Raw genomic sequence first — 22,826 nt, 5'->3', positions numbered from 1 at the left:
AGGAGCGGGCTTGCCCCGCGATTCAGCACACCTGATACACCGCAATCGCGGGACAAGCCCGCTCCCACTCCAAAACCTATTCAGCGATCAGCCAGTCCATGCGCCAGCTACCCTGGGTCTGCGCCAGCACCTGGGACAACCACGGCAGCAGTTCACGCAACTCCTCCTCAAGCCCCCATGGCGGGTTGGCAATGGCCAGGCCCGAACCATTGAGACCCTGCGGGCTGTCCTGGGGATGCACGTACAGCTCAACGCGCAGCAACTTTGGCGCGCCAGTGCTGGTCAGGTCCTGATAGAAGCGCACCAGCTGGCGCTGATCCTTGATCGGGTACCAGATTGCCGCGACGGTCTGGCGCATGCGACTGATTGCCTCTTTCAAGGCGACTGTGCAGCGCTTGAGCTCGTCAGCCTGCTCGAACGGCGGATCGATCAGCATCACTGCGCGCTTTTCCTGCACCGGCAGCAGCGCCCGCGGCACATGCCAGCCCTCACCCAGGTGCACGGCGACGCGCGGGTCTTTCTTCATGTTGTCCTTGAGCATGCGCCCGTCTTCGGGGTGCTTCTCGTTGAGCAACACGCGGTCCTGCTGACGCGCCAGACGCCGGGCAAGTTCGGGCGAGCCCGGGTAATAGCGCAGCTCGCCGTCGGGGTTCATCTTGCGCAGGATACGCAGATAGTCAGCGGTAACCTCTGGCAGGTCATCACGCCCCCAAAGCCGGCCGACACCTTCGATCCACTCGCCGGTACGCGTCGCCTGGTCGCCCTGCAAGTCATACAGACCGAGGCCAGCGTGAGTGTCGAGGTAGGCGAACGGCTGCTCCTTGCGCGACATCAGCGCAATAAGGCGGGTCAACACAAGGTGTTTGAAGACGTCGGCGTGGTTGCCGGCGTGAAAGGCGTGACGATAGTTCATGGCAACTCCTGCAAGACCGTGCAGTTTACCTTGTCATGCCGACGGCGTCAGGCGCCGGCTGCCAAAACCACAACGGCCCGGACTCTTGCGAGGCCGGGCCGTTGTCAGACAGCAATCTAACCGCGATTACTTGCCGGCGTGGTACGCCGCATCTGCAGTTTCGAAACGCGCGACCATCGCCTTGCTCGGGCTACCGAGCTTGCTGAATACGAAGATTGCCAGGCTGGCCAGAATGAAGCCCGGAATGATTTCGTACAGACCCATGGTGTCGAATTTCTTCCACAGGATAACGGTCACGGCACCGACGATGATGCCAGCCAGCGCACCATTGCGGGTCATGCCTTTCCACAGTACCGAGATCAGCACCACAGGACCGAAGGCGGCACCGAAACCGGCCCAGGCGTAGGCAACCAGGCCCAGAACGCGGTTCTCAGGGTTGGCAGCCAGGGCGATGGCGATCAGCGCAACGGCCAGCACCATCAGACGACCGACCCACACCAGCTCGACCTGCGATGCATTCTTGCGCAGGAAGGTTTTGTAGAAGTCTTCGGTCAGGGCGCTGGAGCACACCAGCAGCTGGCAGCTCAGGGTACTCATGACGGCAGCCAGGATGGCCGACAGCAGCACACCGGCGATCCATGGGTTGAACAGGATCTTGGCCAGCTCGATGAACACACGCTCGTGGTTCTCGGTAACCGGACCGGCAACATCAGGATGCGCCGAGAAGTAGGCGATACCGAAGAAGCCAACGGCACAGGTACCGGCCAGGCACAGGATCATCCAGGTCATGGAGATGCGGCGGGCATTGGCGATGGATTTCACCGAATCGGCAGCCATGAAACGCGCCAGGATGTGCGGCTGGCCGAAGTAGCCCAGACCCCAGCCCATCAGCGAGATGATGCCGATGAAGGTTGCACCCTTGAACATGTCGAAGTTGCCAGCACCCTGGGCTTCGATGGCCAGGAAGGTGGTATCGACACCGCCGGTAGCGATCAGCACGATCACCGGGGTCAGGATCAGGGCGAAGATCATCAGTGTCGCCTGGACGGTATCGGTCCAGCTCACCGCCAGGAAACCACCGACGAAGGTGTAGGCGATGGTTGCGGCCGCACCGGCCCACAGCGCGGTTTCATAGGACATGCCGAAGGTGCTCTCGAACAGACGAGCGCCAGCTACGATGCCGGAAGCGCAGTAGATGGTGAAGAACACCAGGATAACGATGGCAGAGATGATCCGCAGCAGGCCGCTGTTGTCTTCGAAACGGCTGGCGAAATAGTCCGGCAGGGTCAGCGCATCACCGTTGTGCTCGGTCTGCACGCGCAGACGGCCAGCAACGAACAACCAGTTCAGGTAGGCACCGACGGTCAGGCCGATGGCAATCCAGGCCTCCGACAGACCCGACATATAGATGGCGCCCGGCAGGCCCATCAGCAACCAGCCACTCATGTCCGAGGCGCCAGCCGAAAGCGCGGTTACCACGCTACCGAGGCTGCGGCCACCGAGGATGTAGTCGGAGAGGTTATTGGTGGAGCGATAGGCCATGAAGCCGATCATCACCATTGCTGCGATGTAGATCACAAAGGTGATCGTGATTGGATTGCTAAAACTCATTGTTGCGCCCTGGCGTTTGTTTTTATGTAGTGACAGCCTCAGAGAGGTTGCACCCAGGCCGCGAATGCTATGCAACAACGCAAAGTAGGTGCAACCTGTTTTTGCATTCAAGTTGCACCTCATCGGTTTTTTTGCGTAACAGCGGTTTTTTGCTCCCTTTCGGAGCAAGAACCTTCGTTTAAAGAAGAAAATGCACCATAAACGCCCATTTTCTCCATGGGGTTTTACCCACCGGACGAGTTGCACTTTTTTCCTACATTATTTGGGTTGCACTAGGTTGCACCCGAATTCGCGCACGGCTAATCTTGGCGCCAGCTTAAGCCACAGCCTGTGGCAATAATGAGGATAAGAAATGGCGACGACCACCCTTGGGGTCAAACTTGACGACCCGACCCGTGAGCGACTCAAAGCAGCTGCGCAGTCCATCGACCGCACGCCGCACTGGTTGATCAAACAGGCAATCTTCAATTACCTGGAAAAGCTCGAGGGTGGTGCCACCCTGACCGAACTCAACGGTCAGTCGATCATCAATGGCGATGAAGCCGGTGAAGTGCTGGGCGATCACAGCCACCAGTGCTTCCTCGAATTTGCCGAAAGCATCCTCCCGCAATCGGTACTGCGTTCGGCCATCACTGCCGCCTATCGCCGTCCCGAGCCGGAAGTGGTGCCAATGCTGCTGGAGCAGGCGCGCCTGCCTGCGGCCATGGCCGAGGCCACCAACAAGCTGGCCGCCGGCATCGCCGAAAAACTGCGTAACCAGAAGAGCGCTGGCGGCCGTGCCGGTATCGTCCAGGGCCTGCTGCAGGAGTTCTCCCTGTCGTCGCAGGAAGGTGTGGCCCTGATGTGCCTGGCCGAAGCCCTGCTGCGTATCCCGGACAAAGGCACCCGCGATGCCCTGATCCGCGACAAGATCAGCACCGGCAACTGGCAGCCGCACCTGGGCAACAGCCCGTCGCTGTTCGTCAACGCCGCCACCTGGGGCCTGCTGCTGACCGGCAAACTGGTCTCGACCCACAACGAATCCGGCCTGACCTCCTCGCTCAGCCGCATCATCGGCAAGAGCGGCGAGCCGATGATCCGCAAGGGCGTCGACATGGCCATGCGCCTGATGGGCGAGCAGTTCGTCACCGGCGAAACCATCGCCGAAGCCCTGGCCAACGCCAGCAAGTTCGAAGCCAAGGGCTTCCGCTACTCCTACGACATGCTCGGCGAAGCCGCACTGACCGAGCACGACGCGCAGAAATACCTGGCCTCCTACGAGCAGGCGATCCACTCGATCGGTAAAGCCTCGCACGGTCGCGGCATTTATGAAGGTCCGGGCATCTCGATCAAACTCTCGGCTCTGCACCCGCGCTACAGCCGTGCCCAGTACGAGCGCGTGATGGATGAGCTGTACCCGCGCCTGCTGTCGCTGACCCTGCTGGCCAAGCAATACGACATCGGCCTGAACATCGACGCCGAGGAAGCCGACCGCCTGGAGCTGTCGCTGGATCTGCTCGAGCGCCTGTGCTTCGAACCGCAGCTGACCGGCTGGAACGGTATCGGCTTCGTGATCCAGGCTTACCAGAAGCGCTGCCCGTACGTGATCGACTATGTCATTGACCTGGCCCGCCGCAGCCGTCATCGCCTGATGATCCGTCTGGTGAAGGGCGCCTACTGGGACAGCGAGATCAAGCGCGCCCAGGTCGAAGGCCTGGAAGGCTACCCGGTCTACACCCGCAAGGTGTACACCGACGTGTCCTACATTGCCTGCGCACGCAAGCTGCTGTCGGTACCGGAAGTCATCTACCCGCAGTTCGCTACGCACAACGCCCACACCCTGTCGGCCATCTACCATATCGCCGGGCAGAACTACTACCCGGGTCAGTACGAGTTCCAGTGCCTGCACGGCATGGGTGAACCGCTGTACGAACAGGTTGTCGGCAAGGTTGCCGATGGCAAGCTGAACCGTCCGTGCCGCGTCTACGCACCGGTCGGTACCCACGAAACCCTGCTGGCCTACCTGGTTCGCCGCCTGCTGGAAAACGGCGCCAACACCTCGTTCGTCAACCGTATTGCCGACCAGTCGATCTCGATCCAGGAACTGGTTGCCGACCCGGTCGCCACCATCGAGCAGATGGCGACCCAGGAAGGCAACACCGGCCTGCCGCATCCGCGCATTCCATTGCCGCGTGACCTGTACGGCGCCGAGCGGGCCAACTCCGCCGGTATCGACATGGCCAACGAACATCGCCTGGCGTCGTTGTCCTGCGCCCTGCTGGCCACCGCGCACAACGACTGGAAAGCCGCACCGATGCTTGGTTGCGCTTCCAGCAACGAAGCCGCTGCGCCGGTACTGAACCCGTCCGATCACCGTGACGTGGTCGGTCATGTCCAGGAAGCCACCGTTGCCGACGTCGACAACGCCATCCAGTGCGCCCTCAACGCTGCTCCGATCTGGCAAGCCACTCCGCCAGCTGAGCGCGCTGCGATCCTGGAGCGCGCCGCCGACCTGATGGAAGCCGAAATTCAGCCATTGATGGGCCTGCTCGCCCGTGAAGCCGGCAAGACCTTCGCCAACGCCATCGCCGAAGTCCGTGAAGCGGTCGACTTCCTGCGCTACTACGCGGTGCAGGCCCGTAACGACTTCAGCAACGATGCCCACCGCCCTCTGGGCCCGGTGGTCTGCATCAGCCCGTGGAACTTCCCGTTGGCAATCTTCAGCGGCCAGGTCGCCGCAGCCCTGGCAGCCGGTAACCCGGTACTGGCCAAGCCTGCCGAACAAACCCCGCTGGTCGCCGCCCAGGCCGTGCGCCTGCTGCTCGAAGCCGGTATCCCTGAAGGCGTGGTGCAGTTGCTGCCAGGTCGCGGTGAAACCGTCGGTGCGCGCCTGGTCGGTGACGATCGGGTCAAAGGCGTGATGTTCACCGGCTCCACCGAAGTCGCCCGCCTGCTGCAACGCAACATCGCCGGCCGCCTGGATGCCCAGGGCCGTCCGATTCCGCTGATCGCCGAAACCGGTGGCCAGAACGCGATGATCGTCGACTCCTCGGCACTCACCGAACAAGTCGTCATCGACGTCGTTTCCTCGGCTTTCGACAGCGCCGGTCAGCGCTGCTCGGCACTGCGCGTGCTGTGCCTGCAGGAAGACTCGGCCGACCGCGTGATCGAGATGCTCAAGGGCGCCATGGCCGAAAGCCGTCTGGGTAACCCGGAGCGCCTGAACGTGGACATTGGCCCGGTGATCGACGCCGAAGCCAAGGCCGGTATCGAGAAACACATCCAGGGCATGCGCGACAAAGGCCGCTCGGTGTACCAGGTTGCCATCGCCAATGGCGAAGAGATCAAGCGCGGCACCTTTGTCATGCCGACCCTGATCGAGCTGGAAAGCTTCGACGAGCTGCAACGCGAGATCTTCGGCCCGGTCCTGCACGTGGTGCGCTACAACCGCAAGAACCTCGACCAGCTGATCGAGCAGATCAACGCTTCCGGTTACGGCCTGACCCTGGGTGTTCACACCCGGATCGACGAAACCATCGCCAAGGTCATCGACACCGTCAACGCCGGTAACGTCTACGTCAACCGCAACATCGTCGGTGCCGTGGTCGGCGTTCAGCCGTTCGGTGGTGAAGGCCTGTCCGGCACCGGTCCGAAAGCCGGTGGCCCGCTGTACCTGTACCGCCTGCTGTCGACCCGTCCGGCTGATGCGATCGAGCAATCGTTCCAGCGCACCGACGCCGGCAACACCCCGGACACCCGTCTGCGCGACGAGTTGAGCAAGCCACTGCAAGCGCTTAAAGCCTGGGCTGCAAGCAACCAGCTGAACGAGCTGGGCAGCCTCTGCGAGCAGTTCGCCAAGCAGTCGCAAAGCGGTATCAGCCGCCTGCTGGCCGGACCGACCGGTGAGCGCAACAGCTACACCATCCTGCCGCGCGAGCATGTGCTGTGCCTGGCTGAAGTCGAGGCCGACCTGCTGACCCAGCTGGCTGCGGTTCTGGCCGTGGGCAGCTCGGCGGTGTGGCCGGAAGGCGAACTGACCAAGACCCTGCGCAACCGTCTGCCGAAAGACGTACAGGCACGCATCAAGCTGGTCGGTGACTGGACCAAGGATGAGGTGGTGTTCGATGCCGTCCTGCACCACGGCCATTCCGACCAGTTGCGCGCAGTCTGCGAGCAAGTGGCCAAGCGTGCCGGTGCCATCGTCGGCGTCCATGGCCTGTCGTCGGGCGAAACCTCGATTGCCCTGGAGCGTCTGGTTATCGAGCGGGCGTTGAGCGTTAACACTGCTGCTGCAGGTGGTAACGCGAGCTTGATGACTATCGGCTGATAGGCATCACTCAATCGCGGGGCAAGCCCGCTCCCTCAGGTTTGTGATAAGCCGGTGGGAGCGGGCTTGCCCCGCGATGCTTTCAGGCTGTGGTTTCTTCCGAAGCTGGTTCTACCCTCCTATCACCCACATCTATTTCACTGTGCAGTGCCTGCACCCCTGCCTAGACTCGACGCATCCCCAGACAGGAATGCCGTCATGTCCGAGACCCTGCTCAGCGCCCGCAACCTGGCCTTCGAACTCTACGAAGTGCTCGACGCCGAGGCCCTCACCCAACGCCCACGCTTTGCCGAACACAACCGCGAAACCTTCGATGCCGCGTTGAACACGGCGCGGACCATTGCCGAGAAGTATTTCGCGCCACACAACCGCAAGGGCGACGAGCACGAGCCGCGTTACGAGAATGGCGAAGCGCTGCTGATACCCGAAGTCAAACCCGCAGTCGATGCCTTCCTCGAAGCCGGTTTCCTCAACGCCACCCGCGACTTCGAGGCCGGCGGCATGCAGTTGCCGACGCTGCTTTCGCAAGCCTGTTTTGCCCATTTCCAGGCGGCCAACGCCGGGACCACGGCTTATCCGTTCCTGACCATGGGCGCCGCCAACCTGATCGAAAGCTTTGGCAGCGATGAGCAGAAACGCCTGTTCCTGCAGCCGATGATCGAAGGCCGCTTCTTCGGTACCATGGCCCTGACCGAACCTCACGCAGGCTCATCCCTGGCCGATATCCGCACCCGCGCAGAGCCCGCCGCTGATGGCAGTTACCGGCTGCGCGGCAACAAGATCTTCATCTCTGGCGGCGACCACCCGTTGTCGGAAAACATCGTGCACATGGTCCTGGCCAAGCTGCCGGACGCGCCGCCCGGGGTGAAAGGCATTTCGCTGTTCATCGTGCCCAAGTTCCTGGTCAATGCCGATGGCAGCCTGGGCCCACGCAACGACGTACTGCTGGCCGGGTTGTTCCACAAGATGGGCTGGCGCGGCACCACCTCGACAGCGCTGAATTTCGGCGACAACGGACAGTGTGTCGGCTACCTGGTGGGCAAGCCGCACCAGGGTCTGGCCTGCATGTTCCAGATGATGAACGAAGCGCGCATCGGCGTCGGCATGGGCGCGGTGATGCTTGGCTATGCCGGCTACCTGTATTCGCTTGAATACGCGCGCCAGCGTCCACAAGGACGCCTGCCGGACAACAAGGACCCGGCCACCGCCGCGGTACCGATCATCGGCCATAGCGATGTAAAGCGCATGCTGCTGACCCAGAAAGCCTACGTCGAAGGCGCCTTCGACCTGGGTCTGTACGCGGCGCGGCTGTTCGATGAAACCCAGAGCGGCGAAACCGAGACGCAGCGTCAACACGCCCATGAGTTGCTCGATTTGCTGACCCCGATCGTCAAATCCTGGCCGTCGGAGTTCTGCCTCAAGGCCAACGAACTGGCGATCCAGATTCTCGGTGGCCACGGTTATACCCGCGAATACCCGGTCGAACAGTATTACCGTGACAACCGTCTGAACCCGATTCACGAAGGCACCCATGGCATCCAGTCGCTCGACCTGCTCGGCCGCAAGCTGGCGCAGAACGGTGGCGCCGGGCTCAAGCAACTGGTGCGCCTGATTGCCGGGACCTGCGCGCAGGCGCGCGCATTCGCCAGTCTGGATCACCTGCGCACGCCGCTGGAGCAATTGCAGATCCGCCTGCAGAGCGTAACGCTGGGGCTGCTCGGCGACCTGGCCCAGGGTCAGGTCAACCTTGCCCTGGCCAACTCGGCGCTGTACCTCAAGGCCTTTGGTCACTGCGTGATCGGCTGGCGCTGGCTGCAACAGGCGATCCATGCCGAACAGGGGCTGGCCTTGGGCAACCCGGCCGACCACGATTTCTACCAGGGCAAATTGCAGGCCGCGCGTTATTTCCTGACCTGGGAAGTGCCGGGCTGCCATAATGAGCTGGCATTGCTCGAGGCCCGCGACGATACCTGCCTGAGCATGCGCGACGAGTGGTTCTGAGGGGGAACCACCGTACACACGGAGGTTTCTTGCATGTTCGAGATGACTGCATTGCTGCGCCAGCGCTTTGCCGCCCTGCGCAGCGGTGCCGAGTTTTTTTCCCTGCGCTATGTGCAGCAGTCCCAGCAGCAACTGTCAGTGCGCAAGAACGTTGCCGAGCCGCCGTTCTTCTTCCGCGATGAAGGGGCCATGCTGACGGTCCGACTCAAGGGTGTGGAAGCCTACGCCGCCACTGCCGATCTGTCCCAGGCAGGCCTGCAGCGTGCCCTCGAGCAGGCCGAGCGACTCGCCGCGCAGATTGGCGCCCGTGCGCTGCTTGACCTCAGCGAACAGCCGGTAGCCACAGAGCACAGCGACTATCGCTCGCCAAACCTCGAACAGCCCTTGCCATCCCTGGCCGACTGCTATGACCTGCTCGCTGGTGAGTCGAACAGCGTGCCCGCCGACAGCCGCCTGGTGAACTGGCAGGCCAGCCTTGGCATCAGCAATGTCGAACAGATTTACCTGAACACCGCCGGTGCCGAACTGCGCCAGGCTCAGCGCTTTATCTATCCAGGCTTCGCGGTCACCGCCTTCGATGGTCAGGACAGCCAGAGCCGCACCCTGGGCCGGGAGAACTTCGGCCAGCAGGGTGGCCTGGACGTCATCGAGCGCTGCGGCCTGGTTGGCGCTGGCGTCAAGGTCGCCGACCAGGCGCTGCAACTGCTGCTGGCGCCCAATACCCCGAGCGGCGTGCGCGATCTGCTGTTGATGCCGGACCAGATGATGCTGCAGATCCATGAGTCCATCGGTCACCCGCTGGAAATGGACCGCATCCTTGGCGACGAGCGCAACTACGCCGGCACCAGCTTCGTCAAAGCCAGTGACTTCGGCACCCTGCAATACGGCTCGAAACTACTCAACGTGACGTTCGACCCGACCATCGGCGAAGAACTGGCCAGCTACAGCCATGACGACGACGGCAGTACCGCCAGCAAGCAGTTCCTGATCCGCGACGGTTTGCTGCTGCGCCCGCTGGGCGGGGCCCTGTCGCAGTTCCGCTCGGGCCTGGACGGCGTCGCCAACAGCCGCGCCTGTGGCTGGAACCGGGCGCCTATCGATCGCATGGCCAACCTCAATATCGAGCCAGGCGACCAGAGTCTCGAGCAGCTGATCGGCAATATCGAACACGGCATCCTGATGCGCACCAACCGCTCCTGGTCCATCGATGATGCACGCAACAAGTTCCAGTTCGGCTGCGAATGGGGCCAGTTGATCGAAAACGGCGAGCTCAAGGGCGTGGTCAAGAATCCCAACTACCGAGGGATTTCCGCACAGTTCTGGGGCAACCTCAGCGCGGTTGGCGACGCCAGCACCTTGCAGGTTCTCGGCACGCCGAACTGCGGCAAGGGCGAGCCGAACCAGGTGGTGCGGGTCGGGCATGCCTCACCTGCCTGCGTATTCAGCCAGATCGACGTATTCGGAGGAGACGCCTAATGGCTGCCACCCCCCTGCAAAGCTTCCAGAGCCTGGTCGCCAGCCTGCAAGAGCAGGTTCGCGCCCCCGAACACTTCACCCTGAGCTACAGCGCCGAACACTCGCAGTTCATTCGCTTCAACCATGCCAAAGTGCGCCAGGCCGGTGAGGTGCAGCAAGCCAGCTGCGCCCTCAAGCTGGTCAAGGACGGGCGCCAGGCTGAGCTACAGTTCACCCTCGGCAACGATGCCGACGTCGATCAGCAGCGCCTGGCCGAGGCTATCGAGCAACTGCGTCAGACCTTGCCATTGCTTGAAGCCGACCCTTACCTGCAGCTCAACGACAGCGCCTGGCAAAGCCATAACGTGCAGGACCAGGCGCTGCCCGAGATTGACCAGGTGCTGATGCAGATCGAGCAGGGTGCCGGGGAACTGGACCTGGTCGGTATCTACGCCGCAGGCCCGATCTGCCGGGGTTTTGCCAGTTCGTTCGGCGCATTTGGCTGGCACCAGGCCAACAGCTTCAACTTTGACTGGAGTCTGTTCCATCGCAACGGCCAGGCAGTCAAAGCCAACTATGCCGGGCAACACTGGGACAACGACGCCTTTGCCCTGCGCCTGCGCCAGGCACGCGAACAGCTGGAATACCTCGGCCGCCCGCTCAAGACCCTGGCACCCGGCGAGTACCGCGCGTACCTGGCCCCGGCGGCAGTCGATGAAATCATGGGCATGCTCTGCTGGGGCGGTTTCTCATCCCAGTCTTTGGCAACCAAGAACAGTCCGCTGCAACGCCTGTATGCCGGTGATGCGCGCCTGAATCAGCAGGTCAGCATTGCCGAACAGGTCAGTGGCTCGCTGAGCCCGGCGTTTTCCGACGAGGGCACGCCGCGCAGCGATTTGCGCCTGATCGAGCAAGGCCAGGGGCTCGACCGCCTGATCTGCGCCCGCAGCGCCGTCGAGTTCGAACTGGCCGCCAACGGTGCCGACAGCCATGAGTCACCTTGCGCCCTGAGCATGGCCGCTGGCGACCTCGAACAGCGCGACGTCCTCAGTCGCCTGGGCACTGGCCTGTACATCAGCAACCTCTGGTACCTGAACTTCTCCGACCTGCCGGCCGCCCGTATGACCGGCCTGACCCGCTTCGCCACGTTCTGGGTCGAGGACGGACAGATCCAGGCACCGGTCAGCACCATGCGCTTTGACGACAGCGTCTACAGTTTGTTGGGTTCACAGCTGGAAGCTCTGACCGCAGAGCGCGAGCTGATTCTGTCGACCAGTACTTACGGGCAGCGGCAGACCAGTTCGAGCCATTTGCCTGGAGCACTGGTAAAGCGCCTGACGTTGACATTGTGATGAGCCCATCGCCGGCAAGGCCGGCTCCCACCAATTTGCATCGACCTCTGTGGGAGCCGGCCTTGCCGGCGATGAGGCCCTAAAGGACACCTGAGCAAACCATGCCCAACCGCGCCCCGCTGGACCCTGTCACCGCCCGCTGGATCCCCTGGGTCGTAGCCATCGCCTTCTTCATGCAGTCGCTGGACGGCACCATCCTCAACACTGCCCTGCCGGCCATGGCCCGGGATCTCGCCGAAGACCCGCTGCGCATGCAGTCGGTGATCATCGCCTACATGCTCACCGTAGCCCTGCTGATCCCGGCCTCGGGCTGGATCGCCGACCGCTTCGGCACCAAACGGATCTTCTTCGGCGCCATTCTGCTGTTCAGCTTCGGCTCGCTGCTCTGCGCCCTGGCCGAAAGCCTGAGCATGCTGGTGGCGGCGCGGGTGGTCCAGGGCCTGGGCGGTGCCTTGATGCTGCCGGTCGGAAGGCTGGTAGTGCTGCGCGCCTACCCGCGCTCGGAGCTGGTGCGGATCATGAGCTTCATCACCATCCCTGGGCTGCTTGGTCCGCTGCTGGGCCCGACCATGGGCGGCTGGCTGGTGGAAATCCTCAGCTGGCACTGGATCTTCCTGCTCAACCTGCCGGTCGGTGTCATCGGCTGTTACGCCGTGTGGCGCTTCATTCCCGACCTGCGTGGCAGCGAGCGCACGCGTTTCGACGGCGTCGGCTTTGTGCTGTTCGGTGCCGCCATGGTGCTGATCACCATTGCCATGGAAGGCCTGGGCGAACTGCACCTGCCGCACCTGCGGGTGATGTTGCTGCTGTTCGCCGGCATGGCCTGCCTGGCGGCTTACTGGCTGCGCGCAGGCAGCGTCGAAAATCCGCTGTTTTCGCCCAGGCTGTTTCGCACCCGGACCTTTTCCGTCGGCATCCTCGGTAACCTGTTCGCCCGCCTGGGCAGTGGCGCCCTGCCGTTTCTGGTGCCACTGCTGCTGCAGGTGGCGCTGGGTTACTCGCCGGCACAGGCCGGGATGAGCATGATTCCCCTGGCGGCGGCAGCGATGCTGGCCAAATCCATCGCCCGGCCACTGATCGAACGCTTCGGCTACCGCACCATCCTCACCGGCAACACCCTGTTGCTCGGCCTGTTGCTGGCCAGCCTGGGGCTGGTGGACGAGCAAACGCCCTATGCCCTGCTGCTGTTCCAGCTGGGTCTGCTCGGCGCGGTCAACTCCATGCAGTTCACGGCGATGAACACGGTGACCCTGATCGACCTCGACGACGCCAGCGCCAGCAGTGGCAACAGCCTGCTGTCGGTGGTGGCGCAGCTGTCCCTGAGCCTTGGCGTGGCGTGCGCCGGTGCACTGCTCGGCGGTTTCACGGCGTCGGGCAGTGCCGAAGGTATCGAGAGCACGCTGGGCGCGTTTCAGCTGACCTTCCTGACGATCGGTCTGATGGCCATGCTGGCCGCCGCGATCTTCATGCAGCTGTCGAGGACGGACGGAAGGCGTGCCCCTCGTCCGGAACCGGAGATCGAGCCTTAGGGCTAATGGCGTCGAGGCTGGTACACTGCGCGACATTTTGTTTTGCAGGCCCGCCTCGTGACCACCATTGCCACCGCCTTCGCCACCTTGCCGCTGTCCGCCGCCATGCTGGCCAACCTGGACGCCCTCGGCTACGCCCAGATGACCCCGATCCAGGCCCAGAGCCTGCCGGTAATCCTCAAGGGCATGGACCTGATCGCCCAGGCCAAGACTGGCAGTGGCAAGACCGCTGCATTCGGCATCGGCCTGCTCAACCCGATCAACCCGCGTTACTTCGGTTGCCAGGCCCTGGTCCTGTGCCCGACCCGCGAGCTGGCTGACCAGGTGGCCAAAGAGCTGCGTCGCCTGGCCCGCGCCGAAGACAACATCAAGATCCTGACCCTGTGCGGCGGTGTGTCCCTGGGCCCGCAGATTGCTTCGCTGGAACACGGCGCGCATATCATCGTCGGCACCCCGGGCCGCATTCAGCAGCACCTGAGCAAAGGCACCCTGGTACTCGACGGCCTCAACACGCTGATTCTCGATGAAGCCGACCGTATGCTCGACATGGGCTTCTACGACGCCATCGCCGACATCATCGGACAAACCCCGAAACGCCGTCAGACCCTGCTGTTCTCGGCGACCTACCCGTCGGGCATCAAGCAGCTGGCCTCGTCCTTCATGCGCGACCCGCAGACCGTCAAGGTCGAAACCCTGCACGCCGACAGCCAGATCGAACAGCACTTCTACGAAATCACTCCAGAGCAGCGCATGGAGGCGGTCACCAAAGTGCTTGGCCACTTCCGCCCGCAATCGTGCGTAGCGTTCTGCTTTACCAAGCAGCAATGCCAGGAGCTGGTCGAGCACCTGCAGGCCAAGGGCATTTCCGCTCAAGCGCTGCATGGCGACCTCGAGCAGCGCGACCGTGACCAGGTCCTGACCCTGTTCGCCAACCGCAGCCTGTCGGTGCTGGTGGCAACCGACGTGGCCGCCCGTGGCCTGGACATCGATGCCCTGGACATGGTCATCAACGTCGAACTGGCTCGCGATGCCGAGATTCATGTGCACCGCGTTGGCCGTACCGGCCGTGCCGGTGAGAAAGGTCTGGCCATCAGCCTGGTCGCCCCGGCCGAAGGCCACCGTGCCCAGGCCATCGAAGACATTCAGAAAGCCGCGCTGCGCTGGGAACAGCTGGACAGCCTCAAGGCCCAGAACGGCGCTCCACTGCTACCGACCATGAGCACCCTGTGCATTGCTGCCGGCCGCAAGGACAAACTGCGCCCGGGCGACATCCTCGGGGCCTTGACCGGCGACGCCGGATTGCCGGGCACCCAGGTGGGCAAGATCGCCATTTTCGACTTCCAGGCCTTTGTTGCGGTGGAACGCGCGGTCGCCAAACAGGCGCTGCAGCGCCTGAACAATGGCAAGATCAAGGGCCGGTCGCTGCGGGTGCGCATCGTCTGAGCTGTTTGTTGAATTTGCGGGCCTCATCGCCGGCAAGGCCGGCTCCCAAAATGTTCTGTGCATACAGTACCTGTGGGAGCCGGCCTTGCCGGCGATAGCTTCACCACCGATCTTTGAGGATTTTGCAGTGCGTTCCACCGAAGTGATCATCATTGGCGCTGGCGCCGCCGGCCTGATGTGTGCCCTGACTGCCGCCGGTCGCGGCCGCCGGGTGCTGCTGCTCGACCACGCCAACAAACCGGGCAAGAAGATCCTGATGTCCGGGGGTGGCCGCTGCAACTTCACCAACATGTACACCGAGCCTGCCAACTTCCTCTCGCAGAACCCGCACTTCTGCAAGTCGGCCCTGGCCCGCTACACCCAGTGGGATTTCATCGAGATGGTCAGCAAACACGCTGTGCCCTATCACGAGAAAAAACTCGGCCAGCTGTTCTGCGATAACAAATCCAGCGACATCCTCGACATGCTCCTGCGCGAATGCGCTAACGCCGGCGCCGAGCTGCGCATGGACACCCGCATCGATCAGATCGAGAAGGTCGACGGCGGTTACCTGCTGGAGACCAGCGCCGGACAATTCCAGTGCCAGTCGCTGGTGATCGCCACCGGCGGTCTGTCGATCCCGACCCTGGGCGCGACCGGCTTCGGCTATCAGGTTGCCCGCCAGTTCGGCCACAGCCTGCTGCCGACGCGCGCCGCGCTGGTGCCGTTCACCATTACCGAGCCGGTGCTCAAGGGCATCTGCACCGAGCTGTCCGGTAGCTCCGTGGACTGTATCGCCAGCTGCAACGGCAGCAGTTTCCGCGAGAATCTGTTGTTCACCCATCGCGGCCTGAGCGGGCCGGCGATCCTGCAGATTTCTTCGTTCTGGGAAGCCGGCGACACGGTCGAGATCAACCTGCTGCCAGACCACGACGCCTTGACCTGGCTGCAACAGCAACAAGCCGAACGCCCCAACAGCGAACTGAAAACCCTGCTCGGCGAGGTCTTCACCAAGAAGATGGCCAACCTGCTCAGCGAGCACTGGTTCATTTCCAAGCCGATGAAACAGTACACCCCGGCGGAACTGGCGCAGGTCAGCGACAAGCTCGGCGCCTGGCAGGTGGTACCGGCGGGCACCGAAGGCTACCGCACTGCCGAGGTGACCCTGGGCGGCGTCGATACCCGCGAAGTGTCGTCCAAGACCATGGAGTCGCTGAAAAGCCCCGGCCTGTACTTCATCGGCGAAGTACTCGACGTCAGCGGCCACCTCGGCGGCTTCAACTTCCAGTGGGCCTGGGCATCGGCGTACGCGGCCGCGCAGTTCGTCTAACCTTCGCGGTAGAATCAGCGCATCAAGGAACAAATTTTGCTGGTCAGGTGACAGCCGTAACACGCTTGCTGTCTGATCAGCTCAATTTCGATCATCGCCCAAGGCCTGCCTACCCGACATGTCATCCTCCTCGTTCAGCCAATCGTTGCGCCGTCTCTGGGCTCTGGACAAATTCAGCTATGCCATCCGCGTACTCATCGCCCTGACCGGCAGCATGTTGCTGTGCTGGTATCAGGACGAGATGAGCCTGCTGATCCCGCTGTTCCTGGGCATCATCGCCAGCGCCCTGGCCGAGACCGATGACAGCTGGCAAGGGCGCCTGAACGCCCTCGCGGTTACCCTGGTGTGTTTTACCGTTGCCGCACTGTCGGTGGAGTTGCTGTTCCCCTACCCGCTGATTTTTGTCTGCGCCCTGGCCCTGGCCAGTTTTGCCCTGACCATGCTCGGCGCCTTGGGCGAACGCTACGGCGCCATCGCCTCGGCCACGCTGATTCTCTCGGTCTACACCATGATCGGCGTGGACCAGCGCGGCGGTGAGGTCAGCGACTTCTGGCACGAACCGCTGCTGCTGGTAGCGGGTGCCGCCTGGTACGGGCTGCTCTCGGTGCTCTGGCAGGCACTGTTCTCCAACCAGCCGGTGCAGCAAAGCCTGGCGCGCCTGTTCCGTGAACTGGGACGCTATCTGAAACTCAAGGCCACCCTGTTCGAACCGATCCGTCAGCTGGATGTGGAAGCCCGGCGCCTGGAACTGGCGCAGCAGAATGGCCGCGTGGTGGCCGCGCTCAATGCGGCCAAGGAAATCATCCTGCACCGGGTCGGCAATGGCCGGCCGGGCTCGAAGGTCAGCCGTTACCTGAAGCTGTACTTTCTCGCTCAGGATATCCACGAGCGCGCCAGCTCGTCGCATTACCCCTACAACGCCCTGACCGAAGCCTTCTTCCACAGCGACGTGCTGTTTCGCTGCCAGCGCCTGCTACGCCAGCAAGGCGTGGCCTGCCAGCAGTTGTCCGAGTCGATCCAGCTACGCCAGCCGTTCATCTATGACAGCGGTTTTACCCAGGCCCTGGAAGACCTGAATGCCTCCCTGGAACACCTGCGCATGCAGAGCAACCCGGCCTGGCGCGGGCTGCTGCGCTCGCTGCGGGCCCTGGCCGCCAACCTGGCAACCCTCGACCGCCTGCTCAGCGATGCCAGCAACCCCGACAATCTCGCCGATGCCAGCGACAGCAGCCTGCTCGACCGTTCGCCGCGCAACCTGGCGGATGTCTGGAACCGCCTGCGCCAGCAACTGACCCCGACTTCACTGTTGTTCCGCCATGCCCTGCGCCTGCCGCTGGCACTGTCGATCGGCTACGGCATGGTCCACCTGATCCACCCGACCCAGGGTTACTGGATCATCCTCACCACCCTGTTCGTCTGCCAGCCCAACTACGGTGCGACGCGGCGCAAGCTGGTGCAGCGGATCATCGGCACCGGCATCGGCCTGACGGTAGGCTGGGCGCTGTTCGACCTGTTTCCGAGCCCGATCATCCAGTCGCTGTTCGCCGTCGCCGCCGGGGTGGTGTTCTTCGTCAACCGCACCACCCGCTATACCCTGGCCACTGCGGCGATCACCCTGATGGTGCTGTTCTGCTTCAACCAGGTCGGCGATGGCTACGGGCTGTTCCTGCCACGCCTGTTCGATACCCTGGTCGGCAGCCTGATCGCGATTCTTGCGGTGTTCCTGTTCCTTCCCGACTGGCAGGGCCGGCGCTTGAACAAAGTGCTGGCCAACACCCTGAGCTGCAACAGCACCTACCTGCGCCAGATCATGCAGCAGTACGCCCAGGGCAAGCGCGATGACCTGGCCTACCGCCTGGCCCGGCGCAACGCCCACAATGCCGACGCGGCGCTGTCGACCACCCTGGCCAACATGCTCATGGAGCCTGGGCATTTTCGTAAGGAGGCGGATGTCGGCTTTCGCTTTCTGGTGCTCTCGCACACCTTGCTCAGTTACCTGTCAGGTTTGGGTGCGCATCGTGAAACCACACTGCCGACCGATGTTCACGAGCAGCTGATCGATGGTGCCGGGGCCAGCCTGGCCAACAGCCTGGATGAGATTGCCGAAGGCCTGGCCAGCAAGTTGCCGGTGGCTATCCACAGCGATGCTGAAGAAGCGCTGGCCATCGCGCTTGAGCAGATGCCCGAAGAACTGGAAGAAAACCAGCGCCTGGTGCAGACCCAACTGGCGTTGATCTGTCGTCAACTGGGCCCGCTGCGCACCCTGGCTGCACACCTGATCAAAGATGCGCCGGCCTGATCAGAATCCGTAGTGTTTGAGTAACCGCTGGTAGCTGCCATCGGCCTTCATCTCACCGATGGCCCGGTTAAAACCGGCAACGATCTGCTGATGCTCGGGAGCCTTCAGGCTCACCAGGATATGCAGGGTGTTTTCGCTGAGCGGCTTGTCGATGAACTCGACGCTGTCACGTACCGAACGCGATTCGCGCTGCAGGAAGTAACGGGCGACGTATTCGTCCTCCAGGGTTAATCCCACCCTGCCGGCGGCAAGCATGCGCACGGCGACCGAAAAATTGCGTACCGGAATCTTTTGCAGCTGTGCATCGGCGTCAAACGCGGGCGAATAGGCATAGTCCCTGACAACTGCCACAGGATAAGGGTACAGATCGTTCAGGGACTTGAACCTGAGCGAATCGCCCTTGCGCTTGAGCAAGCGGATGCGATTGGTCAGGTAAGCGCTGGAAAACGTCCCGATCCGGGTCCGGCTCTCATTGAACCAGGCGTTGATCAACACGTCGTAGCGCCCTTCCTCCACCCCCAGCAGCGCCCGCGCCCAAGGCACCTGCTCGAATTCGCTGGTGTAACCGGCACGGTGCAAGGCGGTGGTGACAATCACCGTGGCCAGGCCGCCACCTGGCATACCGGCGTCAGTAAAGGGTGGCCAACTGTCGGCAACCAGACGCAGCTTTTCAGCCTGCGCGGTGTTGAACAGCAACAGCATTCCAAGCAAAGCCAAGGCTCGAAGCGGTGCAGCCATGCTCAAATCCTTTAGTAGACGCGCCATTACGCGTCGTTGATATCAATTGCTTGAGAGGTACCGCTGTCAGCGCGTTTTCGCAGGTTACACAAAGATGAAGCCTCAAGGCAGAAACAATGATATCAAATGGCCTTCATTTTGAGTGTCGTCACACCCTGTGTTGACTTATGGCAATTTCGCCCTCGTCCTTGCCGATAGCATCTGCGATGATCAAGCCAATCAACTGTTCGAGAACCACCTATGTCCATCGACTGGATCTGTAAACATCACAGCGACCTTGGCAAGGAACAACTCTATGCCATTCTGCGGCTGCGCACCGAAGTCTTCGTCGTGGAACAAAAGTGTGCCTATCAGGAAGTCGATGGCCGGGACCTGGAGGGCGATACCCACCACCTGATGGCCTGGCAGGACGACGAGCTGCATGCCTACTTGCGGCTGCTCGATCCGGAGTCCCAGGGTGGCGATGTGGTGATTGGCCGGGTAGTCAGCGCAGCGTCGGCGCGCGGTAAGGGACTTGGCCATGAACTGATGGAAAAGGCCCTTGAGCAGGCCGAGAAGCACTGGCCCGGCGTGCCGGTGTACCTGTCGGCACAGGCGCACCTGCAGGACTACTACAAGCGCTATGGCTTTGTTGTGGTGGGCGAGGAGTATCTTGAGGACGACATCCCGCATATCGGCATGCGGCGCGGCTGAAACCTGGGGCTGCTTCGCAGCCAATCGCTGGCAAGGCCAGCTCCCACAAGGATTGTGCAGAACCTTGTGGGAGCTGGCCTTGCCAGCGATCGGGCCCTCAGGGATAGCCCAGCACTTCGCGAATGGTACGCAAATGCTGGATGATCCACTGCTTGTCGATCGCCCCCCAGTCGCGAATCCGGTAATGCCCGGCATGATTACGCGCTCCCGCCTGCTGCTCGAACTCACAGACAATATCCAGGTCAGCCAAGGCAGCGATGGTGTCCTGGGCCGTGCGCCGCGGCATGCCGGTCGCCTCCATCAGCGCCGGCACACTGGCGGCGGTCTGGCTGTCGATCAGCCAGGCAACATACAGCCGGCGGTAGAAACTGGTCTTGGTCTTGCTCACGTCCATTGGCAAATCCTTGGGGCTCACGCGCTGCCAGGCAGCTCGCGGTAAGTCAGGTAAACACGCAGGTCGAACTCCAGTTGATGGTAGCCCGGCTGCATGTGTTCGCAGAGCTGGTAGAAGGCCTTGTTGTGCTCGCTTTCTTTCAGATGGGCCAGCTCATGCACGACAATCATTTTCAAAAACTGCGGCGCCGCCTCCCTGAACAACGAGGCAATGCGGATTTCCTTCTTCGCCTTCAACTTGCCGCCCTGCACCCGCGACACCGCCGTGTGCAGGCCCAATGCGCGGTGGGTAAGGTCAAGGCGGTTATCGAACAACACTTTGTCCAGGTTCGGCGCATTGCGCAGGTACTCCTGCTTGAGCCCCTGGACATAGCTGTACAGCGCCTTGTCACTCTGCACATCATGACGCTGCGGGTAACGCTGCTGCAGGTAATCGCCCAGACGATTGCTGGCAATCAACTGGCGGACCTGATCTTGCAGGGTGGACGGATAGGCTTGCAGGTACTTGAGCGCAGTCATGGTCGCAAAGCAGAGGGGTAAAAACGCAGTGTACCCAACTACACCGGATGCCAGTCAAAAAAGCGTGGAAACTCGCTGGCGTGCGCTGCGGTCATCGGATGCGCCAGTAAAAACCCTTGCACGTACTCACAGCCATTGGCCCGCAGCCAGTGCACTTGTTCAGGCGTTTCGACGCCTTCAGCAATGACACTGATGCCATACGCCCGGCACAGTTCAATCACACAGCTGACCAGCGCGGCATCCGCTGTCGAGCCCGGTAGCCGCGCCACCAGATGCCGATCGAGCTTGAGCGTGTCGATGGGCAGATCACGCACCATACGCAGCGAACAATCACCGGCGCCAAAATCATCCAGCGCGATACGCACACCCAGTGTATGCAGGCGCTGCAGCTGTTTCATGGCATCGTCGAGGTTGTAGCGCAAAGTGGTTTCGGCAATTTCAACTTCCAGCTGGGCGGGCTGAAGTTCCTGGCTGAAGATCACCCGCGCCAGCTCTTCTACCAGGTTGGGCATGCTGAACTGCACCTGGCTCAGGCTGATGCTCAGCACCACCCCGGCATCGTAACGTTCGTACCAGGCCCGGCGTTGGGCCGCCCCGTTCTGGTAGATCCAGCTGGCCAGACGCGTAATCAGCCGGGCCTCCTCCAGCAGCGGGATGAACAAGCCCGGAGGTACGTCCCCGACACTCGGATGACGCCAACGCAACAACGCCTCGAAGCCCCGCAACCGGCCATCGGCCAAGGCCACCTGGGGCTGGTAGACCAGGCTGAACTCCTTATGTTCGATTGCGCTGCGCACACTGTCTTCGAGCATCAGCCGCGATCGTGCGCGACCGTTCAGGTCCTGATCGTAGTACCGATACTGCTGGCGTCCCGACTGCTTGGCTGCATACATCGCAGCATCCGCGGCCCGCAGCAACCCGTCCAGACTGGACCCGCACTCGGGATAAGTGGCGATCCCGATGCTGACCCCAAGCGTTACTTCCAGACCGTCGATCTCCTGATAGATCGACATGCGCTCAATCAGTTTTTCGGCAAAACGCGCAGCTTGTTCGGGGCAATCCAGGGCGTCGAGCAGCGCGGTGAATTCGTCGCCGCCCATGCGCGCAAGAATCGCGCAGGAGCCCAGGCAATCCTTGAGCTGCTCGGCGACCCAGTTGAGCACCCGGTCACCGGCTTCGTGCCCCAGTGAGTCATTGATGCGTTTGAACCCGTCCAGATCCAGGAACAACAAGGCCTGAGGCCGGTCTGCGCGCTCGTTGCGCAACAACGCACTTTCGGCCGCCTGATAGAAACCACGCCGATTGAGCAGACCGGTCAATGGATCGGTGATCGCCTGGTACTCGAGTTGCTGATGCAGATTGCGCACCACCGACATATCCAGCACCGTAATCACCAACGCCCGCTGCTCGCTGGGTAACGGCGCACACGACAGGGCCACCGGAATCGGATGCCCGCCGGCCGTACGCAGGACAGCATCGTGAATACGCAGGGTGTCCCGCGCCAGATAAGCCTGATAGAACGCCGACTCACGCCACACACCCGATCCGGGCGACAGCACGAAATCCAGCACCCCCTTGCCCTGCAAATGTTCGAACGATGCATCCAGCAAACTGGAAATGGCCGGGTTGGCAAAGCGGATCAGGCCGTCTTCGGCCACCACCAGGATGCCCTCGGCGGCGTTTTCCAGCACCGATGCGTTGAATGCCCGTTCGGCCTCCAGGTCATGGCTCAGGCGCTGCAGCGAACGCCGGTTGCGCTGTTGCTCCAGCAAGGCCTGGACCTTGGGCTTGAGGATCTGCGGGTCGAAGGGTTTGAACAGGTAGTCCACCGCGCCACTGGCATAACCCTTGAGCACAGCCGCCTGGGACTGCTCATTGGCGGTCAGGAAAATGATCGGGGTAAGCCGTGTACGCTGGCTGCCGCGCATCAGGCGGGCGACTTCGAAGCCATCCATGCCTGGCATCTGCACATCCAGCAGCACCAGATCGACTTCGTGCTCAAGCAATGCGCTCAGGGCTTCCGTTCCGGAGCTTGCAGTGATTACTTGCCAGTCCTGACGGGCCAGCAGGGCACGCATGCTGATCAGATTTTCAGGGTAATCATCGACGACCAGTAAAACCGAGCCGCCATCGTTTGTGTGAGGTTGCGCGCAATCCATGCTGCTTCTCTTGTGAAACTGACATCGAATTTCGGTCGAAACCCGAAACTAACTCTAGACCTGGCCGCCATAAATCTGAAGTCATCAGATTGCCATCATCCGTGGA

At 62.2% G+C, this 22,826-nt stretch carries 15 protein-coding genes; 9 read left to right on the top strand and 6 right to left on the bottom strand.

Annotation, left to right across the window (positions count from 1 at the left end):
• Nucleotides 1-76 precede the first annotated feature (76 nt).
• Together AC07OF_RS02855 and putP are read right to left on the bottom strand one after the other, a co-directional pair.
• On the bottom strand, nucleotides 77-913 hold the full coding sequence (locus AC07OF_RS02855) for a 23S rRNA (adenine(2030)-N(6))-methyltransferase RlmJ (protein WP_038615287.1): 837 nt from the start codon (nucleotides 911-913) through the stop codon (nucleotides 77-79).
• A gap of 126 nt (nucleotides 914-1,039) precedes the next feature.
• Entirely contained in the window at nucleotides 1,040-2,524 is a 1,485-nt protein-coding gene (gene putP, locus AC07OF_RS02850; RefSeq protein ID WP_128321594.1) for a sodium/proline symporter PutP, read from the bottom strand.
• Nucleotides 2,525-2,876: 352 nt separating this feature from the next.
• Here putP and putA point away from each other — a divergent pair, with 352 nt between their 5' ends.
• From putA to yccS, 8 genes are all read left to right on the top strand, one after another.
• Nucleotides 2,877-6,830: a trifunctional transcriptional regulator/proline dehydrogenase/L-glutamate gamma-semialdehyde dehydrogenase gene (putA, locus tag AC07OF_RS02845; RefSeq protein ID WP_157194461.1), complete on the top strand. Its 3,954-nt coding sequence runs from the start codon at nucleotides 2,877-2,879 to the stop codon at nucleotides 6,828-6,830.
• Nucleotides 6,831-7,028: 198 nt separating this feature from the next.
• On the top strand, nucleotides 7,029-8,831 hold the full coding sequence (locus tag AC07OF_RS02840; protein WP_495072555.1) for an acyl-CoA dehydrogenase: 1,803 nt from the start codon (nucleotides 7,029-7,031) through the stop codon (nucleotides 8,829-8,831).
• A gap of 33 nt (nucleotides 8,832-8,864) precedes the next feature.
• Nucleotides 8,865-10,307, top strand: coding sequence for a TldD/PmbA family protein (locus tag AC07OF_RS02835; protein WP_495072554.1), 1,443 nt, complete (start codon nucleotides 8,865-8,867; stop codon nucleotides 10,305-10,307).
• Nucleotides 10,307-11,638: a TldD/PmbA family protein gene (locus tag AC07OF_RS02830; RefSeq protein WP_495072553.1), complete on the top strand. Its 1,332-nt coding sequence runs from the start codon at nucleotides 10,307-10,309 to the stop codon at nucleotides 11,636-11,638. The genes AC07OF_RS02835 and AC07OF_RS02830 overlap by 1 nt, the downstream gene beginning before the upstream one ends.
• A 101-nt stretch (nucleotides 11,639-11,739) precedes the next feature.
• Nucleotides 11,740-13,167: a multidrug transporter subunit MdtD gene (gene mdtD, locus AC07OF_RS02825; RefSeq protein ID WP_157194465.1), complete on the top strand. Its 1,428-nt coding sequence runs from the start codon at nucleotides 11,740-11,742 to the stop codon at nucleotides 13,165-13,167.
• A 105-nt stretch (nucleotides 13,168-13,272) separates the two neighbouring features.
• Nucleotides 13,273-14,610 (top strand): ATP-dependent RNA helicase DbpA, encoded by a 1,338-nt coding sequence (gene dbpA, locus AC07OF_RS02820; protein WP_262405456.1) that lies wholly within the window; start codon nucleotides 13,273-13,275, stop codon nucleotides 14,608-14,610.
• 127 nt (nucleotides 14,611-14,737) lie between these two features.
• Nucleotides 14,738-15,919 carry a BaiN/RdsA family NAD(P)/FAD-dependent oxidoreductase gene (locus AC07OF_RS02815; protein ID WP_495072552.1) on the top strand — a complete coding sequence of 394 codons (1,182 nt, stop codon included), beginning with the start codon at nucleotides 14,738-14,740 and terminating at the stop codon, nucleotides 15,917-15,919.
• A 118-nt stretch (nucleotides 15,920-16,037) separates the two neighbouring features.
• Nucleotides 16,038-18,218, top strand: coding sequence for a YccS family putative transporter (gene yccS, locus AC07OF_RS02810; protein ID WP_157194468.1), 2,181 nt, complete (start codon nucleotides 16,038-16,040; stop codon nucleotides 18,216-18,218).
• Here yccS and AC07OF_RS02805 read toward each other — a convergent pair whose 3' ends face one another.
• A complete protein-coding gene (locus tag AC07OF_RS02805) occupies nucleotides 18,219-18,956 on the bottom strand; it encodes a substrate-binding periplasmic protein (RefSeq protein ID WP_157194469.1) in 738 nt (245 codons plus the stop codon). It lies immediately after the preceding gene.
• A 240-nt stretch (nucleotides 18,957-19,196) separates the two neighbouring features.
• On the opposite strand from AC07OF_RS02805, the gene AC07OF_RS02800 reads away from it, so the two are divergent.
• Complete coding sequence (locus AC07OF_RS02800; protein WP_038615308.1) at nucleotides 19,197-19,649, top strand: GNAT family N-acetyltransferase; 453 nt, start codon at nucleotides 19,197-19,199, stop codon at nucleotides 19,647-19,649.
• Between the two features lie 97 nt (nucleotides 19,650-19,746).
• On the opposite strand, the gene AC07OF_RS02795 is transcribed toward AC07OF_RS02800, so the two are convergent.
• From AC07OF_RS02795 to AC07OF_RS02785, 3 genes are read right to left on the bottom strand one after another with little or no spacing between them, the layout of a single operon-like run.
• Nucleotides 19,747-20,043: a winged helix-turn-helix domain-containing protein gene (locus tag AC07OF_RS02795; protein ID WP_157194470.1), complete on the bottom strand. Its 297-nt coding sequence runs from the start codon at nucleotides 20,041-20,043 to the stop codon at nucleotides 19,747-19,749.
• A 17-nt stretch (nucleotides 20,044-20,060) separates the two neighbouring features.
• A complete protein-coding gene (locus AC07OF_RS02790; protein WP_038615312.1) occupies nucleotides 20,061-20,561 on the bottom strand; it encodes a YgjP-like metallopeptidase domain-containing protein in 501 nt (166 codons plus the stop codon).
• Nucleotides 20,562-20,599: 38 nt separating this feature from the next.
• Entirely contained in the window at nucleotides 20,600-22,720 is a 2,121-nt protein-coding gene (locus AC07OF_RS02785; protein ID WP_157194472.1) for a putative bifunctional diguanylate cyclase/phosphodiesterase, read from the bottom strand.
• Nucleotides 22,721-22,826 lie beyond the last annotated feature (106 nt).

The sequence above is a fragment of the Pseudomonas sp. GW821-FHT10B02 genome (assembly GCF_059415665.1).
Note: the sequence above shows the minus strand (reverse complement) of the source record. Positions and strands in the feature narration are given on the sequence as shown.

Bases quoted from the DNA above. Each gene is read 5' to 3' on its own strand.
- AC07OF_RS02830 (WP_495072553.1), top strand. From the start codon at position 10,307: ATGGCTGCCACCCCCCTGCAAAGCTTCCAGAGCCTGGTCGCCAGCCTG.
- putA (WP_157194461.1), top strand. From the start codon at position 2,877: ATGGCGACGACCACCCTTGGGGTCAAACTTGACGACCCGACCCGTGAG.
- AC07OF_RS02805 (WP_157194469.1), bottom strand. From the start codon at position 18,956: ATGGCTGCACCGCTTCGAGCCTTGGCTTTGCTTGGAATGCTGTTGCTG.
- mdtD (WP_157194465.1), top strand. From the start codon at position 11,740: ATGCCCAACCGCGCCCCGCTGGACCCTGTCACCGCCCGCTGGATCCCC.
- AC07OF_RS02835 (WP_495072554.1), top strand. From the start codon at position 8,865: ATGTTCGAGATGACTGCATTGCTGCGCCAGCGCTTTGCCGCCCTGCGC.
- yccS (WP_157194468.1), top strand. From the start codon at position 16,038: ATGTCATCCTCCTCGTTCAGCCAATCGTTGCGCCGTCTCTGGGCTCTG.
- AC07OF_RS02855 (WP_038615287.1), bottom strand. From the start codon at position 913: ATGAACTATCGTCACGCCTTTCACGCCGGCAACCACGCCGACGTCTTC.
- putP (WP_128321594.1), bottom strand. From the start codon at position 2,524: ATGAGTTTTAGCAATCCAATCACGATCACCTTTGTGATCTACATCGCA.
- AC07OF_RS02790 (WP_038615312.1), bottom strand. From the start codon at position 20,561: ATGACTGCGCTCAAGTACCTGCAAGCCTATCCGTCCACCCTGCAAGAT.
- AC07OF_RS02795 (WP_157194470.1), bottom strand. From the start codon at position 20,043: ATGGACGTGAGCAAGACCAAGACCAGTTTCTACCGCCGGCTGTATGTT.
- dbpA (WP_262405456.1), top strand. From the start codon at position 13,273: ATGCTGGCCAACCTGGACGCCCTCGGCTACGCCCAGATGACCCCGATC.
- AC07OF_RS02800 (WP_038615308.1), top strand. From the start codon at position 19,197: ATGTCCATCGACTGGATCTGTAAACATCACAGCGACCTTGGCAAGGAA.
- AC07OF_RS02785 (WP_157194472.1), bottom strand. From the start codon at position 22,720: ATGGATTGCGCGCAACCTCACACAAACGATGGCGGCTCGGTTTTACTG.
- AC07OF_RS02840 (WP_495072555.1), top strand. From the start codon at position 7,029: ATGTCCGAGACCCTGCTCAGCGCCCGCAACCTGGCCTTCGAACTCTAC.